Source organism: Streptomyces sp. NPDC101490 (assembly GCF_044767145.1).
Classification (GTDB): domain Bacteria; phylum Actinomycetota; class Actinomycetes; order Streptomycetales; family Streptomycetaceae; genus Streptomyces.
Map to the genome: position 1 here is coordinate 19,113 of NZ_JBIWNI010000010.1, position 19,459 is coordinate 38,571.

Below are 19,459 nucleotides of genomic sequence, written 5' to 3' on the forward strand. Positions count from 1 at the left end.
GCGCGAGACGCCCGCCCGGGGGCGGCGCAGGGCCTCCCCTCGCTCCGAGGCCCGTTCCACGTCTCCGCGCGCGCCCGCACTCCTCCCAGAGGATCCTGGAAGTGGTAGGGGCCGCGCCCCGCTTCCGCGCGGCCCGCTGTACGAGGAGGCGGACCCCATGACCCGTACCCAGGAGTGGACGGTCGGCGTCGAACTGGTCGAGGACGGCGGCCGGACCAGGGCCGAAGCCCGGCTGAGCACCGGCACCTCGACCCTCACGGGCCACGGCACGGCCCGGTGCGACCCGGGGGACGTGGACGTGCCCGTGATCGGCGACGAGATCGCCGCGAGCCGGGCCATGAAGGACCTGGCGGGCAAGCTGATGCGGGAGGCCGACCGGGAACTGGAGGCGGCGGGCGCCGCCACCCTGCCCCGGCGCACCGGCCCCGGTTACGGCTGGCCGGAAGCCGTCACCTGACGGGACCGCCACCCCCGGCGGACCCCGCCGCCCCAGGACCCCTCAGGACCCGTCCGCCCCGGCTTCCCCGTACGCCAGCCGGTCGGTGACCTCCACGACCCCGTCGACCGACTCGCAGAGGCGGAGGATCACCGGGGCGAGCCCCGGGCGGTCCACGGCGCCGCTCAGCGTCACCCGGCCGTCGTCGACGTCGATGTGCACGGCAGAGGGCGAGAGGCCCAGGATGCGGACGACGACGTCCTCCCGGATCTCCTCCTGGATCGAGCGGTCCCTGCGCAGGAACAGCTGGAGCAGGTCACTGCGGCTGAGCACGCCGATCAGCAGCCCGTCCGCGTCGACCACCGGGAGCCGCTTCACCCGGTGCCGTTCCATGAGCCGGGCGGCCTCGACCGCCGTCCAGGAGGGCCGGGCCGTCACCGCCGGGCTCGACATCATGGCCTCGGCCGTGCTGGGCCCGTTCTTCGTCGTGTGCCGGCGCAGCAGATCCGCCTCGGAGACGACGCCCACCGGCCGGTTGTCGTCGTCGACCACCGGGACGGCGGTGATGCCGTACTCGTCGAGGAGCCGTGCGATCTCCTTGAACGAGGTCCCCCCGCGCACCGTCACGGCGGCCGGAGTCATCAGGTCGGCGACACTGCGGTGCCTCATCGTCCGTTCCGTCCCTTCCACGCTACGGCTCCCATGATCCCTCACCGGCGGACGAAGCGGAACGAGGGGCCGGGACGGCCTCCTGGGAACAGGACAGCCCTCCCGGGAACAGGACCAGTCCCGGCAACAGGACCGGCCGGACCCCTGACGGGTCCGGCCGGTCGTACGCGCGCGTGGGTCAGGCAGCGGATGAGATCCGCGGCACCGCCCGACGCGGCGGTCGCACGCGCGCGCGTGGATCAGGTCCGGTGCACCGAGACCTCGTGGAGCGAGTAGCCCCACTTGGTCGCCCGACGTTCGGCGTGGACCCGTACGTGACGGGCCGACGTCGACGGGAACTCGGCCGTGTCGTAACCGCCGTCCCCGGTGCTCGTGGACCACACCGTCCGCCAGTCCGTGCCGTTCTCCGACACCTCGATCCGGTACTGGCGCGCGTACGCCCGCTCCCAGTCGAGGGTCACCCGGCTGATCGGGCGCACGGCCCCCAGGTCCACGCCCAGCCATTGGTCGTCCGACCAGTCACTGGCCCAGCGGGTGCCGACGTCACCGTCCACGGCCCGGCCCGGGGCGTAGCTCGTGAACGGGTTCCACTCCGAGGAACTGGCCGAGGCGGGCGCGCCCGCCGCCAGGTTCACGCCCATCTCATGGTCCTCGGTCGCCTTCAAGGTCGTCAGGTACGACTCCGCGCCGCGCGCCAGCTCGTTCACCACGCCCTGCCCGCCGCCGGTGAGCCGGATCTGCTCGATCCAGTCCGGCACCATGCCGTTGTGCGCGGCCCCGTCGGTGTTGAGGTCCCAGGTGCGCTGTCCGGTCACCTGCCGGTCCAGGACCGATCCGCCGTCGAAGCTGCGGAAGGGGTACTTCACCGCGTTCGGCGCGTCGGCTCCGACCGGGCCCGGCCAGCCGCCGACCCCGTTCATGTCGGTGCCGTAGCCGAGCCCGACCCCGTACTTCGCGCGCAGTTCCGCCTTCCGGCCCGCCTCACCGACGAAGCCCTCCGCGCCGTGCATGTACTGGGCGACGAATCCGCCGAGCCGGTAGAGCCGCTCGGTCCAGTCCAGGTCCATCCAGCTGTGACTGGAGATCACTCCCGGGTACTCCTGGGACTCCAGGATGTCGAGGGCCCGCCCGGCGGCCTTCACGCTCATGTGGTCGAGCTCCAGCATCATGCCCCGGTCCATCATGCCCCGCAGCGCGTACTCGCCGAGCCTGGTGAGCCCCCGGGTGTTGCACTTCGCGTCGGAGGCGTACGAGGGGACGCTCACGCCCACCGGGAGCTTCGCCGCCATCACCGGCGCCGCCGCGAGCCCGATCGGATTGTCGTGCTGCGGGCCCGCGCACTTCTCCGTGGCCCAGAAGGTGCCCGTGGAGAGGAACTGGCCGATGTTGACGGCCGTACCGATCGCCCCCTCGTCGAAGCGGACGCCGCACAGGGCGTTGTCGAACTTGTGGCACAGGAACATGCTGCGCACCCCGAGCCCGTACAGCTCGTCCAGACCGCGGTCGATGTCCTCCTTGCCGCACTGGGCGACGTCGAGGATCTGCTTGCAGCCGAACGGCTCCGAGGTCTCCACGCCCAGGACGACCGCGAGCTTGCCCTGCTCGATCACCGAACGCGCCTGCGCGGCGCTGGTGACCACGCGGAACCAGCCCTTGCCCGGTCCGCCGTACTGCCGGTCGACGTAGTCCTGGAGTTCGTACGTCTTACGGGCCTGGAGGCGGATCGAGGTCATCTCGTCGCAGCTCCGGTCACGGGGCAGGATCGAGCAGATCAGGCCGTTCGTCACCAGGTCGTTGACGAGGACCCGCTGCCCGCCGCGCCAGGCACGCTCCACCCACGCGTAGTAGTTCTGCTGGTGCGTGAGTGAGTTGTTGGCGGGCCAGTCCTTGAACGTCGGCCAGCCGACGGGGTCGTGATGGCCGTCCGCGCCGCCCGTGATGTTCTCGAACAGGGCGCCCGAGCCGTCGGGGTAGTGCTCGGGACAGTCCTTGAGCGCCTCCGGGGCGCCGCCCTCGGCGAAGGTCTGGCCGCAGATGAGCCGGCCGCCGAAGCCCTCGTTGGACATGAGGTGGTTGTGCGCGTCGACGAAGCCGCGCACCTTCCCCCGCGCGTCCGTCCCGGTGAACGGCGTCCCCGTGACGTCGATCCGTGAATCGGCGGCGGGCCGGGAGACGGGCTCCCACCAGTCGCCGCCCGCCGCCGCGGCGGGGACGGGACCGGAACCGAAGAGCACCGCGGCCAGGGCCAGGAACAGCGCCAGGAGGACGGATCGGCCACCCGTCCGGCGCGTGAAGGGTCGGGTCATCTCTGGGAAGCCTCCGGACGGTGGGGGAGTACCGGGCGCCCCGAGGATCGCGGTGATGACGGAGTGAGTCAAGAGTCCGGGACGGATGACCTGTTGGAGCCGTTACGAGTCCCGCCGGTCCCGCCGTACTCCCCGGGGAGACGGCTCCTGCGGTCTCAACCCTCCATCAGGCGTACGAGTTGATCTGCCGTCAGGTCCAGCTGTTCGGCCGCCGCCCGCTCGTCGCCGAGGACCAGGAACTGCAGCGTGAGACCGTCGATCGCCGCCGCCAGACACCGCGCGAGCGACTCCACCGGCACCCGGGGCGCCAGCCCCCGCGTCTCGCCGACCTGCTCGATCAGCGAGCCCGCCGCCGCCACGTACTGCTCGTACTGCGCACGGGCCAGGTGCTCGAACCCGGGCTCCCGCAGGGCGTACTGGGTGAGGTCGTACGTGAGCATGTGCTCGCCGGGACGGTCCGTGACGTGGTCCCAGTACGTCTGGAGCGCGCCCCGCACGGTCTCCCGCAGGGTGGCGCCCCGCTCGACCGCCGGCATCACCCGCGCGAGGTTGTTGCCGGTGATCGTCCCGATCGCGGCCTCCAGGAGCGCCTGCTTCGACTCGAAGCAGTAGTGGAAGACGCTCAGCGAGACCCCCGCCTCCGCGCAGATCGAGCGGGTGGTGGTCCTGGCGACGCCGTCCCTGGTCATCGCCCTGATCGCGGCTTCGACCAACTGCCTGCGCCGTACGGCCGACGGCATCCGCCCCATGGTTCCTCCTCGGGTCCGGCGCCAGGGTAGCCGCAGCCCCCGCGCCGCTACCCGGCGGTCCGGAGCCGCCCCCTCGGGGCGCTCGCCCCCGTCGTCGGGCCACGGGCCGCGTCTCCGGACCGGTGGGCGGCACCATCACGCGACGGGGAAGCCGAGTCGAAATCCACCGGCGCGAGCACATGGAAGGGAACCGCGGCAGCGGGGTCTCCTGGATTTCGGTCGGCTTCGCAACCCCGAGCCACCAGGAGGCCCCGCTGTCATGCCCGCGGTCAGCAGCGATCACCCGATCGGGACTCCCGTTCGACGCACACCCCTCAGGACCGGAACGACAACAGCCACTCAGGCGGACCGGGAATACTCCACCTGATTCCGGGTGACAGCGACCGATCCGGGCAGCATGGCCTGGGGCCGCAGGAAACTCCTGAACAGATGATCAAGTATTTCCTCAGGTGCTTGCTGGAACATCGCCCGCGCCACGTCAGCGCCGTTCCCTTCGCTCATGCGGAGGAGTTCGAGGGTGCAGCGGGCGGCGAGCCCGGGAATGATGTCCGCGCCCGCGAGCATGTTGCCCTGGAGTCGTTCCTTGTACGAACTGTATTCCTGGCGGGCGGCATCCCTGTAGTATCTGGACGTGCCCTTGCCGGATTCGAAATCGCCGTGGTCGAAGTCCCTGACCGTCAGATTGTATGCCTGACTCTGATTGATCAGCCTTTGCTGTTCGGCGAAAAGTCCGCCCTCGTAAGACTGCTGAGTGAGAATCGCGCGTTGCCATTTTCCAGTCAGAATCTGCTGCTGTTCGAGGTTCTCCACGGGCTGAGAAGCGAGGCGATTTCCGTATTCTTCGAGGCCGCTCCGGGACTGCATTATCCTCTGCGGTATTTCATTCGCCGCTCCTTCTGGTGAGAAGTTGCCGTGGACGTCGTCCCTCTGGTGCGCGAGGAGTCCTTGGCCTTGGCCGGTGCGCAGGGTGAGGAATTCCATGCCGTTGAAGTCGTGCAGCATGATCCAGCCGCTTTCCGTCAGCTTCTGGATCGGCACGGTGATGCGCGCCGGATTGTCTCCGGCGAACCGTGTCGACCGGAAACCCGCGCTCTCCTGCTCGATGAAGAAGAAGACGAATCCGTCATTTGCTATCTCTGACAGGTCCAGCGGGCTCGTGTTGCTCCGGCGGCCGGTGTCGCCCTCCTGCTGAGCCCTTTCCTGGAGGGTCCTGTCCGAGAGGAGCCCGCCGCTGCTGAGTATTCTCTCTATCGATCCACTGTCGGTGTAATGCCGGAGTACGCATGCCCCGATGGCATTCTCCATCCTTCCTCGGAATGCCTCGATGTCTCCGATGTCCATGCCCGGATCTTCGCGCTCTTCATTCAAGCTGCTGTATTTGTCGACCTTCTGGTTCATGGAGAACGTGTTCATCTCGGACATGCGCGCAACCAGGTCGCGCCCCTCCAGGCCGCCATCCCTTGCCGCGGAGCGAGCTCTCGGCCACAGCTCTCCGAGCCGTGTCATGCCGTTGTAGATATCTCGATTTTCCGCCCCTGCGGCCCAGGCCGGATCGGTCGGCTGCGATTCGAAGTCCCCCATGGAATTACTTCTCACGTATTCGTCTTCGGAGTCATCCGAATCGGTTTCGTAATCCTCCACAAGGCGTTCGTTCGGGACGCGTTCATCCATCTCGTCCGACATCATCTCTTCGTCTTCTTCTTTCTTTTTCTGCTCCTTTCTCCGCTTTTCAAGGGCTGCCGGATTGTATTCGTCGTCCATGCTGGGGCCCGAACTGACGCGCTGGACATCCGTGGTGGTTCCGGCGGGTGCCGCGTGTCCTGGCGCGGTGGCGCGCTGGACGGCCCCCGCCGCGGGTGCCGCCCCCCGCATCACCCGGGCGGCGTTGGCTTCGGCTTCGCGTTCGAAGTGGTCGCCCGGGTCGCTGACGGAGAGGCCCGCGCCGTTGTCGGTTCCCGCGACGGGGCCTTGGCGTTGCTGGATGACGTGGGTGAGTTCGTGGGCGAGGGTGTGGTTGTCGCTTCCGCCGTCGCCGATGACGATGTTGGTGCCGCTGGTGTAGGCGCGGGCGCCGATCTCGGTGGCGGAGGCGCGGGCGGCGGTGTTGTCGTGGATGCGGACGTCCGAGAAGTCGGCGCCGAGGCGGGCTTCCATCTCCTCACGGAGCGGGGCGTCGAGGGGGCGGCCGGTACCGGCGAGGACATCGTGGACGGCCGAGCGCTGCACAGCGGGCCGCTGCTCGGGCGCGGCCCGCTGGTGACCGCACCCCCCGTCGTGAACGTGCCGCCCGGCGGTCCGGTCCTCGCGCTGGACGGAGGGCTGGGCGTAGGGGTGACCGGAGCGCTGGAGCATGCGCAGGACAGCGGCGTTGCCCGCGGTGCGCTGGAGCGCGAGAAGCCCTGCGGGGTTCGTGTGGGCCGATCCGGCGGGCGCCGGAGATTTACGGCGGGTTTGCTGGTCTTTGTGGTATTCGTGCTCTGCCAACGGACTGCCTTTCGGAGACAGGGGGACGTGTCCCACGAAACCCGCTCACGGCGTCTGCAGGTAGTACTGGAAGGGCACTGCTCGGGGCAATGAGTCCGGTCTTCCGGCCATGAGGTCGCCCCGAACCATCGGCAACTCCCGTGTGGAACGGCCCTTCCGCGCGGCCGGTCACCCCCGCTCCCCGGCCAGGACCGACCGCAGGGCCGCCACGGTGTGGGCGCGGTGCTCGTCCAGCCAGTGCACGACGGCGTCCTCGTCGCCCTGCCGGAGTGCCGAGATGACGGCCCGGTGCTCCCGCACCGCCCGCTTCCGATGCGGGCCCTGGGTGTAGTAGAGCGCGCGGTACGCGTCCGTGGAGTCCCACAGGGTCGTGATGAGCCGGACCAGGCGCGGCATCCCCGAGGCCTCGATCAGTGTGAAGTGGAACAGCCGGTTCTCCGCGCCCATCGTGCTCACGTCGCCCTCCTCGGCCGCCCGCTCCACCCGGCGCTGGACCCCCTCCAGGGTGGCCACGATGCCGTCCGGGAGCCGCCGTACGGCCCTGCGCACGGCCTCGGTCTCCAGGAGCTCCCTGATCCGGTAGATCTCCTCCAGGTCCCCGAGCGACAGCTCCGCCACGAAATAGCCCCGGTGCACGTGGTGCACGACCAGCCCCTCCGCCTCCAGGGCCTTCAGGGCCTCGCGCAGCGGGACCCGGCTCACCTCGAACCGGGCCGCCAGCGCGTCCTGCCGGATCTGCCCGCCGGGGCTCAGCTCACCACTGGTGATGGCGCGCCGCAGTTCCTCCAGGACGAACTGCTGGGCGGTCTGCGGCCGCCTCCTCTGCACCGCGCTGCTCATCGCCTGTGACCTTCCGTTCCCTCGCCTCGCCCACCGGCGGATCCCTCCACCGGTCCGGACCATCTTCCTACGGGACACGCCCCGCGCGTTCCCGCCGGATGACCTTCGGGATTCCGGCGGATCTCCCCACGGCTTCCCGGCGGGAGCCGTCCGGCGGGCTCTCCTCCGCCGCGCCCCATGGATTCCTCCCGCACGTCCGCTACGGGGTTCCGGCGGCGGTCGGCCCCGTCCCCGGCTCCGGGGCGAGGACGTCCCCGGTGTGCTCGCCCAGACGCGGGGGAGCGGTCCGGTACGTGGCCGGGGTGGCGCCGAGCCGGACCGGATGGGCGACCTGCCCGGGACCCGCCGCCGCCTCCGGGACCCTCGGGGCCAGCCCCAGCCGTTCGGCCAGCCCGAAGGCGGCGGCCAGATCGTTGATCGGTCCGCACGGCACGCCCACGGCGGTGAGCTCCTCGAACCACTCGTCGGCGGTACGGCCCGCCAGCACGGGGGCGAGGGCCGCGACCAGCTCCTCCCGGTGGGCGACCCGGGCCGTGTTGACGGCGAACCTGGGATCGTCGGCGAGCCCGGGAAACCCGAGCCGCCCGCACAGCGCCCGGAACTGCCGGTCGTTGCCGACGGCCAGCACCAGCGGCCGGTCCCGGGCCTCGAACACCTCGTACGGGGCGATGCTCGGGTGCCGGTTGCCCAGCGCGCGCGGTACGACCCCGGCCCCGAGATGGGCCGCCGCCTGGTTGGTGAGCGCCGACAGCAGCGAGGAGAGCAGCGAGACCTCCACGAGCTGGCCCTCGCCGGTCAGCTCCCGGTGGCGCAGCGCGGCCAGGACGCCCAGGCCCGCGTGCAGTCCGGTCACGACGTCGACCAGGGCCACCCCGGTCTTCGTGCCCGGCCCGTCCGGTTCCCCGGTCACGCTCATCAGACCGCCCACGGCCTGGACGAGCAGGTCGTAGCCGGGCAGCCGGGCGCCCTCCCCGGTGCCGAAGCCGGTGACGGAGCAGTAGACGAGCCCGGGGTTCGTCGCCCGCACCCGCTCGTGCCCCAGCCCGAGCCGGTCCATCGTGCCGGGCCGGAAGTTCTCCACCAGCACATCGGCCCGGTCCACGATCGAGCGGGCCGACGCCAGGTCCGCCGGATCGGAGAGGTCGAGCGCGACGGAGCGCTTGTTCCTGTTCACCCCGAGGAAGTAGGTGGCCTCGCCGCCCGCGAACGGCGGCCCCCACGCGCGCGTGTCGTCCCCCGCACCCGGCCGCTCGATCTTGATCACGTCCGCGCCCAGATCGGCGAGGAGCATCGTCATGTACGGACCGGCGAGCACCCGGCTGAAATCGGCGACGACGATTCCGGCGAGGGCGCCGAGCCCGGAGTGCGCGCCGGATCCGAGGAGGGCGCCGGATCCGGCGAGCGCGCCACCGGGCCCGGACGCTCCCGGCCGCGCCGAGGGCGCCGGAGTGTCATCCGCCGCGCTGCCGGGGGTGTCCTCCGGGGTGGCGTCCGGGCGGGCGTCCGAGGGGTCTTCCGGGCGCGGTTCGGTCGTGCGCATTTCCGTTCTCCCTCGCTGGCGATCGGATCTCGTCGGACCGTACGGCGGGGATACCGGATTTTCAATACTGGATCCAATATCCGCGAGGCCGCTACGCTTCGGCTCGCCGAGTTGCCACAGTCGCCAGGAGGCCGTCCGTGAAGTCGCAGTCGTCGCAGTCCAGCTCCGCTCCCGTTCACCCCTTCGACCTGCTCGCCGTCGACGGACTCCTGACCGACGAGGAGCGCGAGATCCGCCGCACCGTCCGAGCCGTCGCCGACCGCGAACTGCGGCCGCACGTGGCGGACTGGTTCGAGAAGGGCGAGATCCCGGCGCGCGAACTCGCCCGCACCCTCGGTGGTGTCGGCGTCCTCGGGATGCACCTGGAGGGCTACGGCTGCGCGGGCATCGGCGCCGTCGCGTACGGCCTGGCCTGCCTGGAACTGGAGGCCGTGGACTCGGGGCTGCGCTCCCTCGTCTCCGTCCAGGGCTCCCTGGCGATGTACGCCATCTGGCAGTACGGCTCCGAGGAGCAGAAGCAGCGGTGGCTGCCGAAGATGGCGGCGGGCGAGTACATCGGCTGCTTCGGCCTCACCGAGCCCGACGCGGGCTCGGACCCGGGTGCCATGCGCACCCGCGCCGAGCGCGACGGCACCGACTGGGTGCTCAACGGCACCAAGATGTGGATCACCAACGGTTCCGTGGCCGATGTCGCCGTCGTCTGGGCGCGTACCGGGGAGGGTGTGCGCGGCTTCCTCGTGCCGGCGGGCACGCCCGGGTTCAGCGCCCCGGAGATCAGGATGAAGCTGTCGCTGCGGGCGAGCGTCACCAGTGAACTGGTCCTGGAGGACGTGCGGCTCCCCGCCGACGCGATGCTGCCGGAGGCCCGGGGGCTCTCGGGCCCGCTCGGCTGTCTCGACGAGGCCAGGTTCGGCATCGTCTTCGGCGCGCTCGGCGCCGCCCGCGACTGCCTGGAGACGGCGATCTCGTACGCCCGTGACCGGGTCGTCTTCGCCCGGTCCCTCGCCTCGTACCAGCTGACGCAGCGGAAGCTCGCCGACATGTCCGTCGAGCTCGGCAAGGGAATGCTGCTCGCCCTCCACCTCGGCAGGCTCAAGGACGCCGGAGCGATCACCGCCGAGCAGATCAGCGTCGGCAAGCTCAACAACGTCCGCGAGGCCATCGCCATCGCCCGTGAGTGCCGCACGATCCTGGGCGCCAACGGCATCACCCTGGAGTACCCGGTGCTCCGCCACGCCAACAACCTGGAGTCGGTGCTCACCTACGAGGGGACGAGCGAGGTCCACACCCTGGTCATCGGCAAGGCTCTCACCGGCGAACAGGCCTTCCGCTGAGCCCCGGACCTGGCGGGCCCGTCGGGTCCGCCAGGTCCGGCGTTCCGCTCAGCTCGCCGTGATCCGGCCGAGGAAGGCGTCCAGGTTGCCCATGAGCCGGGCGACCTGCTCGTCGAGGGTCAGCGACTCCTCGTGACGTCGGCCGCGCAGCTTCGGCTGCCGCTTGCCCCGTACGTAGAGGGAGCAGGCGAGGTCGGCGCAGAGGTAGATGCCGACCGTGTTCCCCTCGCGGCCCCGGGGCCCGGCCAGCGGTGCCACGAGGAGCGTGACGCCCGAGGAGGCGTGCCCGGTCAGACAGACCTGGCACATGCTCGACTTCATGGCGCTGGTCCGGCCGGAGGCCGGGACCCGCAGGCTCACCCCGACCGGCCCTTCGGGCCTGGCCACGACCAGATGTGCGCGGAGCGGCGCACCCGGGTCCACCCAGCCGAGGAAGTCCATGTCCTCCCAGGGGAGTTCGGCGAAGTCGAGCGGCAGCTTGAGGCGCCCCGCCTCGCCCTTGGTGCAGTTCACGAAGGACGAGCGGATCTGGCGGTCGGTCAATGGTTCCACTCCATGGACCGTACAGGGGCCGATCCGGAGGGGCACCCGATTAAGTGCCCGGTCCGGGCGGTGCCCTCGGTCCGGGCGGTGCCCCGGGTTCGCGCGGAGACCTCCGTTCGGACGGTGGCCACGACTCGGTCCGTGACCTCGGTTCCGGCCGTGCCCCGGCCCTGTACCTGCCCCGGCCCCGTACCTGCCCCGTGTCCTGGGCGGCTCGGTCCCCGGCCCTGCCTTCTTTCGCCGTTCAGGCCGTGGCGCGGGTGTCCGGGCCCGCCGCGGCCCGGAACCAGAGTTCCGACCCGGGGCCGGGTGCCGGAGCGGTGGACGCGTCCGGGGCGGATGAGGGCGAGGTGCCGACCGGGGCCGAGCGGTCGTTCGTCGCTGTCGCCGTCGTCGCTGAGCCGGTGGTCGCGGACGACGACTCCGGCCCCGAGGAGGCGGCCGACGACGGCGACGACTCCGACGATGACGACGACTGCGACGACTCCGATGACGAGGACGTCGACTGGCCCGGCGAGGAGGTGTCGCCGGTCGGTGGTGCCGACGAGGTCGGCGGGGTCGTCGTGGTCGTGGGGGGAGACGAGGAAGAAGAGGGGGAGGAGGGGCAGGGTGAGGGAGTCACGCCGCCGCTCGGAGCCGGGGCCCCGGTACCCGACGCGCACGGAACCGGTGACGAGGGCGACGCGGACGAGGAGGCCGAGGGCGGCGGAGGCGGCGGGGTCGGCCTGTCGTGCTGCCCGGTGTCGCCGTCCTGCCGGGCGAACCAGCTGTCGTCCTGGGGGTCGTACACCACGAAGACGTTCACGACCGTCGCCGAAGGCGCCACCACGACCACCTGGCTGGACTGGTAGCCCTGCCAGGGGGTGCCCGTCGTGCGCGGTGCCTTCTGGGCCACCGGGCCGGTCAGCGGGTTGCCGCAGGCGCAGCGGACCCTGGGCACTCCGTGGCTGTCCACCATGACGGCCGTACCGGCCTGGAGCACCGCCTGGTAGCTGGTGGCGGAGCCGTTGAGGAAGCCGTGGTTGGTGACCCGGGTGTCGGCGCGGAGCTGGAGGGGGGTGAGGGACCGGAGGTATGCCGGTACGTCCCCGGCGGAGACGCCGACGACCGAGGCGAAGGCCGCGTTCTTCGCGGCATCGGCCGACAGGTAGCGCACCTGCTGCTCCACGTCGCAGCTGGCCACCGACTGCGTCCCGCCGTAGAGGCCGGGGGTGGAGCCCGACACCTCGGGCGTGGCCGAGGAGGTGCGGGGCGGCAGCGAGGCGGGAGGGGCGGAGGCGGTGCCGGCGCGGGCCGTCGACCGGGTGAACGGGTCGGGGCCGGTGGCCGCCGCATTCTGCAGGAACACCTCGCCCCCGCCGGAGCCGGCCGTGTCGTTCCCGCCGGGGCGGTTGGTGAGGACCACGGCGAGCGCCGCGGCCGCCACGAGGATGGCGGTGACCGAGGCGACCTTCGGGACGGAACGCCACCAGGGGCCCTTGCCGGAGCCGCCGCCGGAACCGTCACCGCCCGGAGCGGCACCGCCGGGTCCGCCGCCGTCGGTGCCACTGCCGTCCCCGCCGGGAGGGCCGCCGCCCGACGAGCCGCCACCGCCGCCCGAACCGCCGTGGGGCGGACCCGGCGGCGGTGGGGGAGGCCCCGCTGTCCCGGGATGCGTGCTCGGGCCCGACAGAGGGCCTGACGGCGGGCCGGAGGGCGGGACCGACGGGGGGCCGGACGAGGAGCCGGACGAGGAGCCGGACGGCGGGTGGGAAGTCACGTTTTTCCCTTTCTTCCGTTCCGGGCCCATTGTGTGCGCCGGGCGCCACCCCTCCGCAAGCGGAACGGCCGCCACCCGCGCCCTCGGCTCCGTACCCGCAGCCCTCCCGCCCACCGGTGCGCCCCACCGTCCGGAAGCGGACGCACGCCACCGGTACTAGCGTGGTCAGCGTGAGCAGTCGGCTCCCCACCCCCGCCCCCGCGCCGTCCACCACGAGCACGGCCGCCCCCCTCGCCCGTATCGGCCTCCAGGCCCTCGGGGCGGTGGTCGCCGGATACCTCGCCATGGGCGTCGTCGCGGGCCTCGGCCTCTGGGCCGCGGGCGCGACCGGCCTCCCCGGCGGCTTCCTCGCCGTCCTCGCCGCCGTCGTCGTCATGGCCACGGGCGGCCAAGTCGGTCTCTCCGGCAGCGCGGGAGACCTCGCGGGCACCCACGCCGACCTCACCGCGATGCCCCTCAGCGTCACCCTCGTGGGCGCTCTCGTCACCGGATACTGCTTCCTGCGTCCGCTGCGCCACCACGCCGTCACCAGCGCCCGCGAACTCACGCTCCGTGCCGCGAGCACCGTCGTCCTCTGGCTGGCGGCGCTCGCCGGGCTGTCCGCCGTAGCCCGGCACGACTTCCCGATCACGCTCCCCGGCGGCAGCGACCAGAGTGCCCTCTCGGACCTGTTCGGCGCCCTCCTCGACGTCGTCCACCCCACCGTCGGGTTCCGCACCGACGTCGGACCGACCCTGTTCTACGGGCTGCTGTGGATCGTCGGCGTCCTCCTCGTCGCCCTGCTCGTCTCCCGGGGGACCCCGCTGCCGCCCCGGCTGCTGCGCTACCAGGAGCCCGTCAGGCCCGCCGCCCACGCGATGCTCCGACTGCTCCTCGCGTACGTGGCACTCGGCCTGGTCATCGGTCTGGTCGTCGCCGCGGTGAAGGGACACGCGGCCGAGACCTTCGCGGTCCTCCTCCTCGGCCTGCCCAACATCGCCTGGCTCGCCCTCGGCGTCGGCATCGGCGGCTCCTGGGAGGGCACCGCCCAAGGACCCTTCGGCCTGCCCATGCCCCAGGTGCTGGACGCGGTCCTGCGGCAGGGCGGCGGCACCCCGCAGAACCCGGACCTCTCCACCGTCGACCTGAGTACCCTCGCCGCGCAGGACTCCCGGGCCTGGTGGCTGCTGCCGGTCGCCTTCGTCCTGGTCCTCGCCGTGGCCTTCGTCGCGGCGGTACGCTCCCCGGCCCGCTTCCGGCCCTGGCAGCACGCCCTCCACCTCGGGATCGCGTTCGCGCTGACCGTACTGGCCGTCGTCCCGCTCACCCTGGTCGAGGCCCGTTTCGGCCTCTCGGTCCTCGGCATCGGCGACCTCGCCTCGCTCGGCGGGCAGGTGGTGCTGCGTCCGCACCTGTGGGCGACGGCCGGATTCGCCCTCCTCTGGGGCCTCGTCCTCGGCTACCTCGGCGGACTGCTTGCCACCCGGGTCCGCCGGGACGGCCGGACGGACCCCCGTCCCGGCCCCGGCTCCTGACGCACCCGTCCCGGTTCTGGACGCGCGGGGACCGGTCTCCGTGCCGGCGGGCCGAACTCCCGGACCGTCAGAACAGGCTCCTGACGAAGTCGAAGAACCAGAACATGAGGAAGGCCGCGCCGACCGCGATCCCGAGGAGCACGAGGGTCACCCACGAACAGCCGCCCCCGCCCGGCGAGTGGTGCTCGTCCCGTCCGCCCGGCTCCACGTCGAACAGATCCACGTACGTCCCCGCTCCCTGCCCGTCCCGGGCCCCCGGCGCCCCACCACCCGTCCCCGGGGCGCCTCTTGACCCCTAAGGACGTACGAACACCCGACCGGGTTCCGGCCCCACGCGACGGTTCCCGTGACCCTCAGGACCGGGCTTCCCGACCCGGCCCTACGCCTACGGGTCCCCTCCGGGCCGGTTCCCCAGCTCCCGGAACACCGGCCGTGCCCACCCCGGCGGTTCGCGCGGCGGACCCGGTGGCTCGGGCCGCCTCGTGGCCACCGAGGCACTCCCGCCCGAGGTCAGCGCCGCCCGCAGCTCCGCGACGAACTCCAGACATGTCCCGTACCGCTCCTCCGGCGTCTTCGCGAGCGCCTTCGCGAAGACCGCGTCCGCCGCGTCCGGCAGTCCCGGCCGCACCTCCGCCAGGGGCGGCGGCGGGTCGTACTGCTGCGCCCACAGCACCGCCCAGTCCGTGTCGCGGCGGAACGGCGGCGCCCCCACCAGGGTCTCGAACACCACACACGCCAGGCCGTACACGTCACAGCGCCCGTCCACCGGCTTCCCGGAGATCTGCTCGGGCGCCACGTAGTCGAGCGTGCCGACGAATTCGCCGACCGTCGTGAAACCGGTCAGCGACAGCGACTTCTTCGTCAGACCGAAGTCCGTGAGGTACACGTGCTCGGGATGGTCCCGGTCGGTGCCCTCCGCCACCAGGACGTTGCCCGGTTTCACGTCCCGGTGCACCAGGTCGTGCGCGTGTGCCGCGTCCAGCGCCGACGCCACCTGGAGCGCGATCCGCAGGGCCTTCGCCGGAGGCAGCGGCCCCTCCCGGTCCAGCAGCGCCGCCAGGTCCTGCCCCGCCACGTACCGCATCGCGATGTAGAGCACGCCCTCCGTCTCGCCCGCGTCGAAGACCGGCACGATGTGGGGGTGGTCGATCGAGGCGGCGACGCGCGACTCGTGCGCGAAGCGCCTGCGGAAGGTGTCGTTGCGGGCCAGTTCGGGCGCGAGCAGTTTCAGCGCCACCGTACGGTCGAGCCGCAGGTCGTGCGCCCGGTACACCACCGCCATTCCGCCGCGTCCGATCTCGCTCTCCACCCGGTAGCCCGCGATCTCCTTGCCCAGGAGCCCCGAGGGCCGCCCCGCGGGCAGGTCGGGGCCGCCGGTCATCCGTCCTCACCGGCCGGTTCGGGCGGTCGCGTCACGACCCGCGTCGGCGGCGGCCCGGCGGACTCCGGGGCGTCGATCCGCGTCACCACCCGGGTCGGCTCGTGCGCGGGAGGCACGGCGGCGGACGGACCGGGCCCCGCTTCCTCCGGCGAGGCCCCGTCCTCCTCCGGCGCGGGCCCGGTGCCGGAGGAGGACGGGGCCACGACGACGGTCCCGGGCGGACCGGTCGCCACGACGACGGTCTCCGGCGCGGTCCCGGCGTCGGCCTCCGGGGAAGTCCCCGGCCCCGGCTCAGCCCCTGCCTCAGTCCCTGCCTCAGTCCCGGGCTCCGGATCGGGCTCCGGACCGGACGCGGGATCGGTCGCGGGATCGGACCCCGGGCCGACGACGACGGTCCCGGGGGCGGCCTCGGCACCGGCCCCCTGGACACCGGCCCCCCGGACATCGGCCCCCTTCGGGCCGGACTCGGGGCCCGCGACGGGCGAGGGCGCGGCGGAGGCCGCGTAGGTGCTCAGGCCCACACCGTCGCAGTACACCCAGCGCTCGTGCTCCGCGTCGTACAGCCACACCGACTCGCCGTCGACCACCATGCCCACCCGTAGACCGCGCGTCCGCAGCCGGAAGCCCTCGCGGTCGAGGCGGTGCGAGGCCAGTTCCTCGGCGGCCCGCCGGTAGCGCCCGAGCGCGTCCTCGGCGCGGGCGACCAGCGGACGCGGGTCGGCGGTCCTGGCGAGCGGCCGTCCCGCCGCCGGGGGGTCGTCCGGTACGGAGACCAGGAGCCGGGCGTCGACCCACGCCGTCCAGCCGTTGGAGCAGCGGACGCGCCCCCAGTCCCCGGCCCGCTCCTCCAGGCGCACCGGCAGGAACGCGTCCAGGGGCGCCGTCGGTGTCCCCGGGTCGGGGGCCTCCCAGGCGTCGAGCCCCTCGCGCGGCACGACATGAGTGGGCCGGAAGTCCGGCTCGTACGCGGATACGGGGACGTTCACGGCCCTACCTCCGCATCACGACCGGCTCGTGGCGGCGCAGCAGCCGGGCGACCACGAGTCCGAGGGCGAGACAGAGCACGACCAGCATGCCCATGTCGAACAGCCAGGCCTCCGCCGTGTGCCGCATCAGCGGGTCGGCCGTCCGCGCGCCGGGCGCGAGCCGCGCGATGTCGACGGTCGCGCCCATCGCCGCGAACGCCCACCGGGAGGGCACGAGCCAGGCCAGCTGTTCCAGGACGGGCGTGCCCCGCACGGTCAGGAGGGCCCCGCAGAACACCACCTGCACGATGGCGAGGAGGACGAGCAGCGGCATCGTCACCTCCTCCTTGCTGACGAGCGCCGACACGAACAGGCCGAGCATCATCGCGGTGAAGGCGAGCAGGGCGACGGCGAGGGTGATCTCGACCAGCGGCGGCATGAGCACGCCCTTGCCGCCGGGGGCGTTCAGGGGCACGCCGATCAGGGCGACCAGGGTCAGGACCACCGCCTGCACGACGGTGATGGTGCCGAGGACGACCACCTTGGAGGCGAGGTACGCGGAGCGGGACAGGCCGACGGCTCTCTCGCGCCGGTAGATGGTGCGTTCCTTCACCAGTTCGCGCACGGCGTTCGCCGCGCCCGTGAGGACTCCGCCCACACAGAGGAGGAGCAGGACGTTCATGGTCGACTCGGGGTTGAGGCGGCCCTCGGAGAGGGCGCGGGCCATCGCTCCCATCACGAACGGCAGCGCGATCATGATGACGAGGAAGGTGCGGTCGGCGGAGAGCGCCGCCGCGTAGCGCCGCACCAGGGTCCGCAGCTGCGACGACCAGCTCTGCGGCTTCGGGGGCGGTCCGGGTCCGCGCCCCGCCGGGCCGGGCGGGGAGCCGGGCTCGGGGAGGTCCGGGGGTCCGGGGGCCGTCGCCTCGGTGACGTACCGGTGGTGGAACCGGGAGGCGGCGTACTGGCCCGCCCAGTCGCGGTCCCGGTCGTTCTCGAAGGCTTCGAAGGCCTCGGGCCACTGGGCGAACCCGAAGAAGCCGAGGGCGTCCTCCGGGGGCCCGTAGTAGGCGATCCGGCCGCCCGGCGCGAGCACGAGCAGCCGGTCGCACACGTCGAGGCTGAGCACGCTGTGGGTGACGACCACGACTGTCCGGCCGTCGTCGGCGAGCCCGCGCAGCATGTGCATCACGGAGCGGTCCATGCCGGGGTCGAGGCCGGAGGTCGGCTCGTCGAGGAAGAGCAGCGAGGGTTTGGTGAGCAGTTCGAGGGCGACGCTCACCCGTTTGCGCTGTCCGCCGGAGAGGCTGTGGATCGGCTGGTCGGCGCGGTCCGCGAGCCCGAGTTCATGGATCACCTCGTCCACCCGTGCCCGGCGTTCGGCGGGTGCGGTGTCCTGGGGGAAGCGCAGTTCGGCGGCGTATCCGAGGGCGCGGCGCACGGTGAGCTGGAGGTGCAGGATGTCGTCCTGGGGGACGAGCCCGATGCGCTGCCGCAGCTCGGCGTAGTCCCGGTACAGGTCGCGGCCGTCGTAGAGGACGGTGCCCCGGTCGGCGGGCCGCTGGCCGGTGAGCGCGCCGAGGAGGGTCGACTTTCCGGCGCCGGACGGGCCGACGACCGCGAGCAGGCACTTCTCGCCCACGGGGAACGACACGTCGTCGAGGAGCGTGCGCCGGCCGTGGTCGACGGTGACGGCGAGCGACCGCACGTCGAGGGAGACCTCGCCGGTGTCGGTGAACTCGACGAGCTGTCCGCCGACGAGGCAGAACGCGCGGTGGCCGATGCCGACGATGTCCTCCGGGGTCACCCTCGCCTCGACGACGGGACGCCCGTTGAGGAAGGTGCCGTTGTGGCTGCCGAGGTCGTGGATCGCGTACGTGCCGTCCGGGTGGGCGCGGAGTTCGGCGTGGTGCCGGGAGACGGTGAGATCGGCGACGACGACGTCGTTGTCGGTGGCCCGGCCGATCCGCACGCCGTGCGCGGGCAGCGGACGGACGGAGGTGGGCCGCCGGAAGGTCCCGGTGGCGGCGGGCCGGGCGACGGCGGAGGGCACGGGGGCGGACCGCGCCGGGGCGGCGGGCTTCGGTTCACCTGAGAGTGGGGACAGGGGCGCGGGTTCCACCGGCGGTGGCGTCGGGGGTACGGGTACGGGTTCCACCGGCGGGGTCGTTGGGGGTACGGGTACGGGTTCCACCGGCGGTGGGGGCGAGGGCGCGGGCACGCGGTCCACCGGCGGTGGCGTGTCGGACGCGGGTACGGGTTCCACCGCGCCCGCGGGCTCCTCCGGCCCGCCGGGTCGCGCGTGGTCTTCCGGCGCTTCGGCCGGGGCCGGGGCCCCGTCGGGGTGTACGGGCTCCGCCCGACCCCCGGACGCCTCCGGAGTCTCCCGTGGTGCGGGTTCGGACAGGGCCGGGGCAGCCGGTACGGGCTTCGCCGCGTCTCCGGGCTCCTCGGGCCGGACCGGCCCGAGGGCGGCCCCCGCCTCCGGCCGTACCGGTGGTGGCGTCGGCCCGGGATCCGGAACCGGCCGCGCCGACAGCCGCCCGCGCGGGCCGTCGGCCGGATGGGCGAACCGCACGACCGTCCCGGGGCCCACCTCCCGAGGCCCGGTCACCCGGGAGCCGTCCGCGAAGGTGCCGTTCGTACTGCCCTGGTCCGTCAGCGTCCAGCGCCCGCCGACGACGGCGAGCACCGCGTGGTGCCAGGACGCGCGCGCGTCGGCGAGGACGATCTCACCTGCGGGGTCCCGTCCGACGCGGTAGTCGTGGCCCGGACGCAGCAGGGTCTCGTCCCCGTCGATGTCGAGGACGAGATCGGGCGTCGCGGGTGCGACGGGCCGCTCTCCCATGGCTGAATTTTATCCGCCGGTGCTCGTCCGCGCCCGGGACGGGGCCGCCGGTAGGGTGGGCGTCCGCCGTGGGGACGCGGCCAGGACGAGG

Annotated in this window: 15 protein-coding genes; 3 read left to right on the top strand and 12 right to left on the bottom strand. The window is 72.7% G+C overall.

Annotation, left to right across the window (positions count from 1 at the left end):
* The first annotated feature begins 157 nt into the window (after nt 1–157).
* A complete protein-coding gene (locus tag ACIRQY_RS19895) occupies nt 158–457 on the top strand; it encodes a DUF1876 domain-containing protein (RefSeq protein WP_403927376.1) in 300 nt (99 codons plus the stop codon).
* A gap of 42 nt (nt 458–499) precedes the next feature.
* Here the strand turns inward: ACIRQY_RS19895 and ACIRQY_RS19900 are convergent, their stop codons facing one another.
* The 6 genes from ACIRQY_RS19900 to ACIRQY_RS19925 all read right to left on the bottom strand — a co-directional run bounded on the left by ACIRQY_RS19900 (nt 500) and on the right by ACIRQY_RS19925 (nt 9,024).
* Nucleotides 500–1,105 carry a CBS domain-containing protein gene (locus tag ACIRQY_RS19900; protein ID WP_403927378.1) on the bottom strand — a complete coding sequence of 202 codons (606 nt, stop codon included), beginning with the start codon at nt 1,103–1,105 and terminating at the stop codon, nt 500–502.
* A gap of 239 nt (nt 1,106–1,344) precedes the next feature.
* Entirely contained in the window at nt 1,345–3,411 is a 2,067-nt protein-coding gene (locus ACIRQY_RS19905; RefSeq protein ID WP_403927381.1) for a discoidin domain-containing protein, read from the bottom strand.
* Nucleotides 3,412–3,566: 155 nt separating this feature from the next.
* Nucleotides 3,567–4,160: a TetR/AcrR family transcriptional regulator gene (locus ACIRQY_RS19910; protein ID WP_351790284.1), complete on the bottom strand. Its 594-nt coding sequence runs from the start codon at nt 4,158–4,160 to the stop codon at nt 3,567–3,569.
* A gap of 339 nt (nt 4,161–4,499) precedes the next feature.
* Nucleotides 4,500–6,644, bottom strand: coding sequence for a DUF4157 domain-containing protein (locus ACIRQY_RS19915; protein ID WP_403927384.1), 2,145 nt, complete (start codon nt 6,642–6,644; stop codon nt 4,500–4,502).
* Nucleotides 6,645–6,812: 168 nt separating this feature from the next.
* The gene (locus ACIRQY_RS19920) at nt 6,813–7,484 is read right to left on the bottom strand and encodes a GntR family transcriptional regulator (RefSeq protein ID WP_351790290.1); all 672 of its coding nucleotides are present in this window, start codon (nt 7,482–7,484) and stop codon (nt 6,813–6,815) included.
* A 199-nt stretch (nt 7,485–7,683) separates the two neighbouring features.
* Nucleotides 7,684–9,024 (bottom strand): CaiB/BaiF CoA transferase family protein, encoded by a 1,341-nt coding sequence (locus ACIRQY_RS19925; RefSeq protein WP_403927388.1) that lies wholly within the window; start codon nt 9,022–9,024, stop codon nt 7,684–7,686.
* Nucleotides 9,025–9,161: 137 nt separating this feature from the next.
* Between ACIRQY_RS19925 and ACIRQY_RS19930 the strand changes: the two genes are divergently transcribed.
* The gene (locus ACIRQY_RS19930) at nt 9,162–10,358 is read left to right on the top strand and encodes an acyl-CoA dehydrogenase family protein (RefSeq protein WP_403927391.1); all 1,197 of its coding nucleotides are present in this window, start codon (nt 9,162–9,164) and stop codon (nt 10,356–10,358) included.
* Between the two features lie 48 nt (nt 10,359–10,406).
* Here ACIRQY_RS19930 and ACIRQY_RS19935 read toward each other — a convergent pair whose 3' ends face one another.
* Both ACIRQY_RS19935 and ACIRQY_RS19940 read right to left on the bottom strand, forming a co-directional pair.
* Nucleotides 10,407–10,910 carry an FBP domain-containing protein gene (locus tag ACIRQY_RS19935; protein ID WP_351790299.1) on the bottom strand — a complete coding sequence of 168 codons (504 nt, stop codon included), beginning with the start codon at nt 10,908–10,910 and terminating at the stop codon, nt 10,407–10,409.
* Between the two features lie 235 nt (nt 10,911–11,145).
* Nucleotides 11,146–12,660: a DUF6777 domain-containing protein gene (locus ACIRQY_RS19940; RefSeq protein ID WP_403927394.1), complete on the bottom strand. Its 1,515-nt coding sequence runs from the start codon at nt 12,658–12,660 to the stop codon at nt 11,146–11,148.
* Between the two features lie 161 nt (nt 12,661–12,821).
* Between ACIRQY_RS19940 and ACIRQY_RS19945 the strand changes: the two genes are divergently transcribed.
* A complete protein-coding gene (locus ACIRQY_RS19945; protein ID WP_403927396.1) occupies nt 12,822–14,174 on the top strand; it encodes a streptophobe family protein in 1,353 nt (450 codons plus the stop codon).
* Between the two features lie 67 nt (nt 14,175–14,241).
* Here ACIRQY_RS19945 and ACIRQY_RS19950 read toward each other — a convergent pair whose 3' ends face one another.
* The 4 genes from ACIRQY_RS19950 to ACIRQY_RS19965 all read right to left on the bottom strand — a co-directional run bounded on the left by ACIRQY_RS19950 (nt 14,242) and on the right by ACIRQY_RS19965 (nt 19,368).
* Nucleotides 14,242–14,397: a hypothetical protein gene (locus ACIRQY_RS19950; protein WP_351790307.1), complete on the bottom strand. Its 156-nt coding sequence runs from the start codon at nt 14,395–14,397 to the stop codon at nt 14,242–14,244.
* A 162-nt stretch (nt 14,398–14,559) separates the two neighbouring features.
* The gene (locus tag ACIRQY_RS19955; protein WP_351790310.1) at nt 14,560–15,555 is read right to left on the bottom strand and encodes a serine/threonine-protein kinase; all 996 of its coding nucleotides are present in this window, start codon (nt 15,553–15,555) and stop codon (nt 14,560–14,562) included.
* A complete protein-coding gene (locus ACIRQY_RS19960; RefSeq protein WP_403927399.1) occupies nt 15,552–16,541 on the bottom strand; it encodes a hypothetical protein in 990 nt (329 codons plus the stop codon). The genes ACIRQY_RS19955 and ACIRQY_RS19960 overlap by 4 nt, the downstream gene beginning before the upstream one ends.
* Before the next feature lie 4 nt (nt 16,542–16,545).
* The gene (locus ACIRQY_RS19965) at nt 16,546–19,368 is read right to left on the bottom strand and encodes an FHA domain-containing protein (RefSeq protein ID WP_403927402.1); all 2,823 of its coding nucleotides are present in this window, start codon (nt 19,366–19,368) and stop codon (nt 16,546–16,548) included.
* Nucleotides 19,369–19,459: the final 91 nt, after the last annotated feature.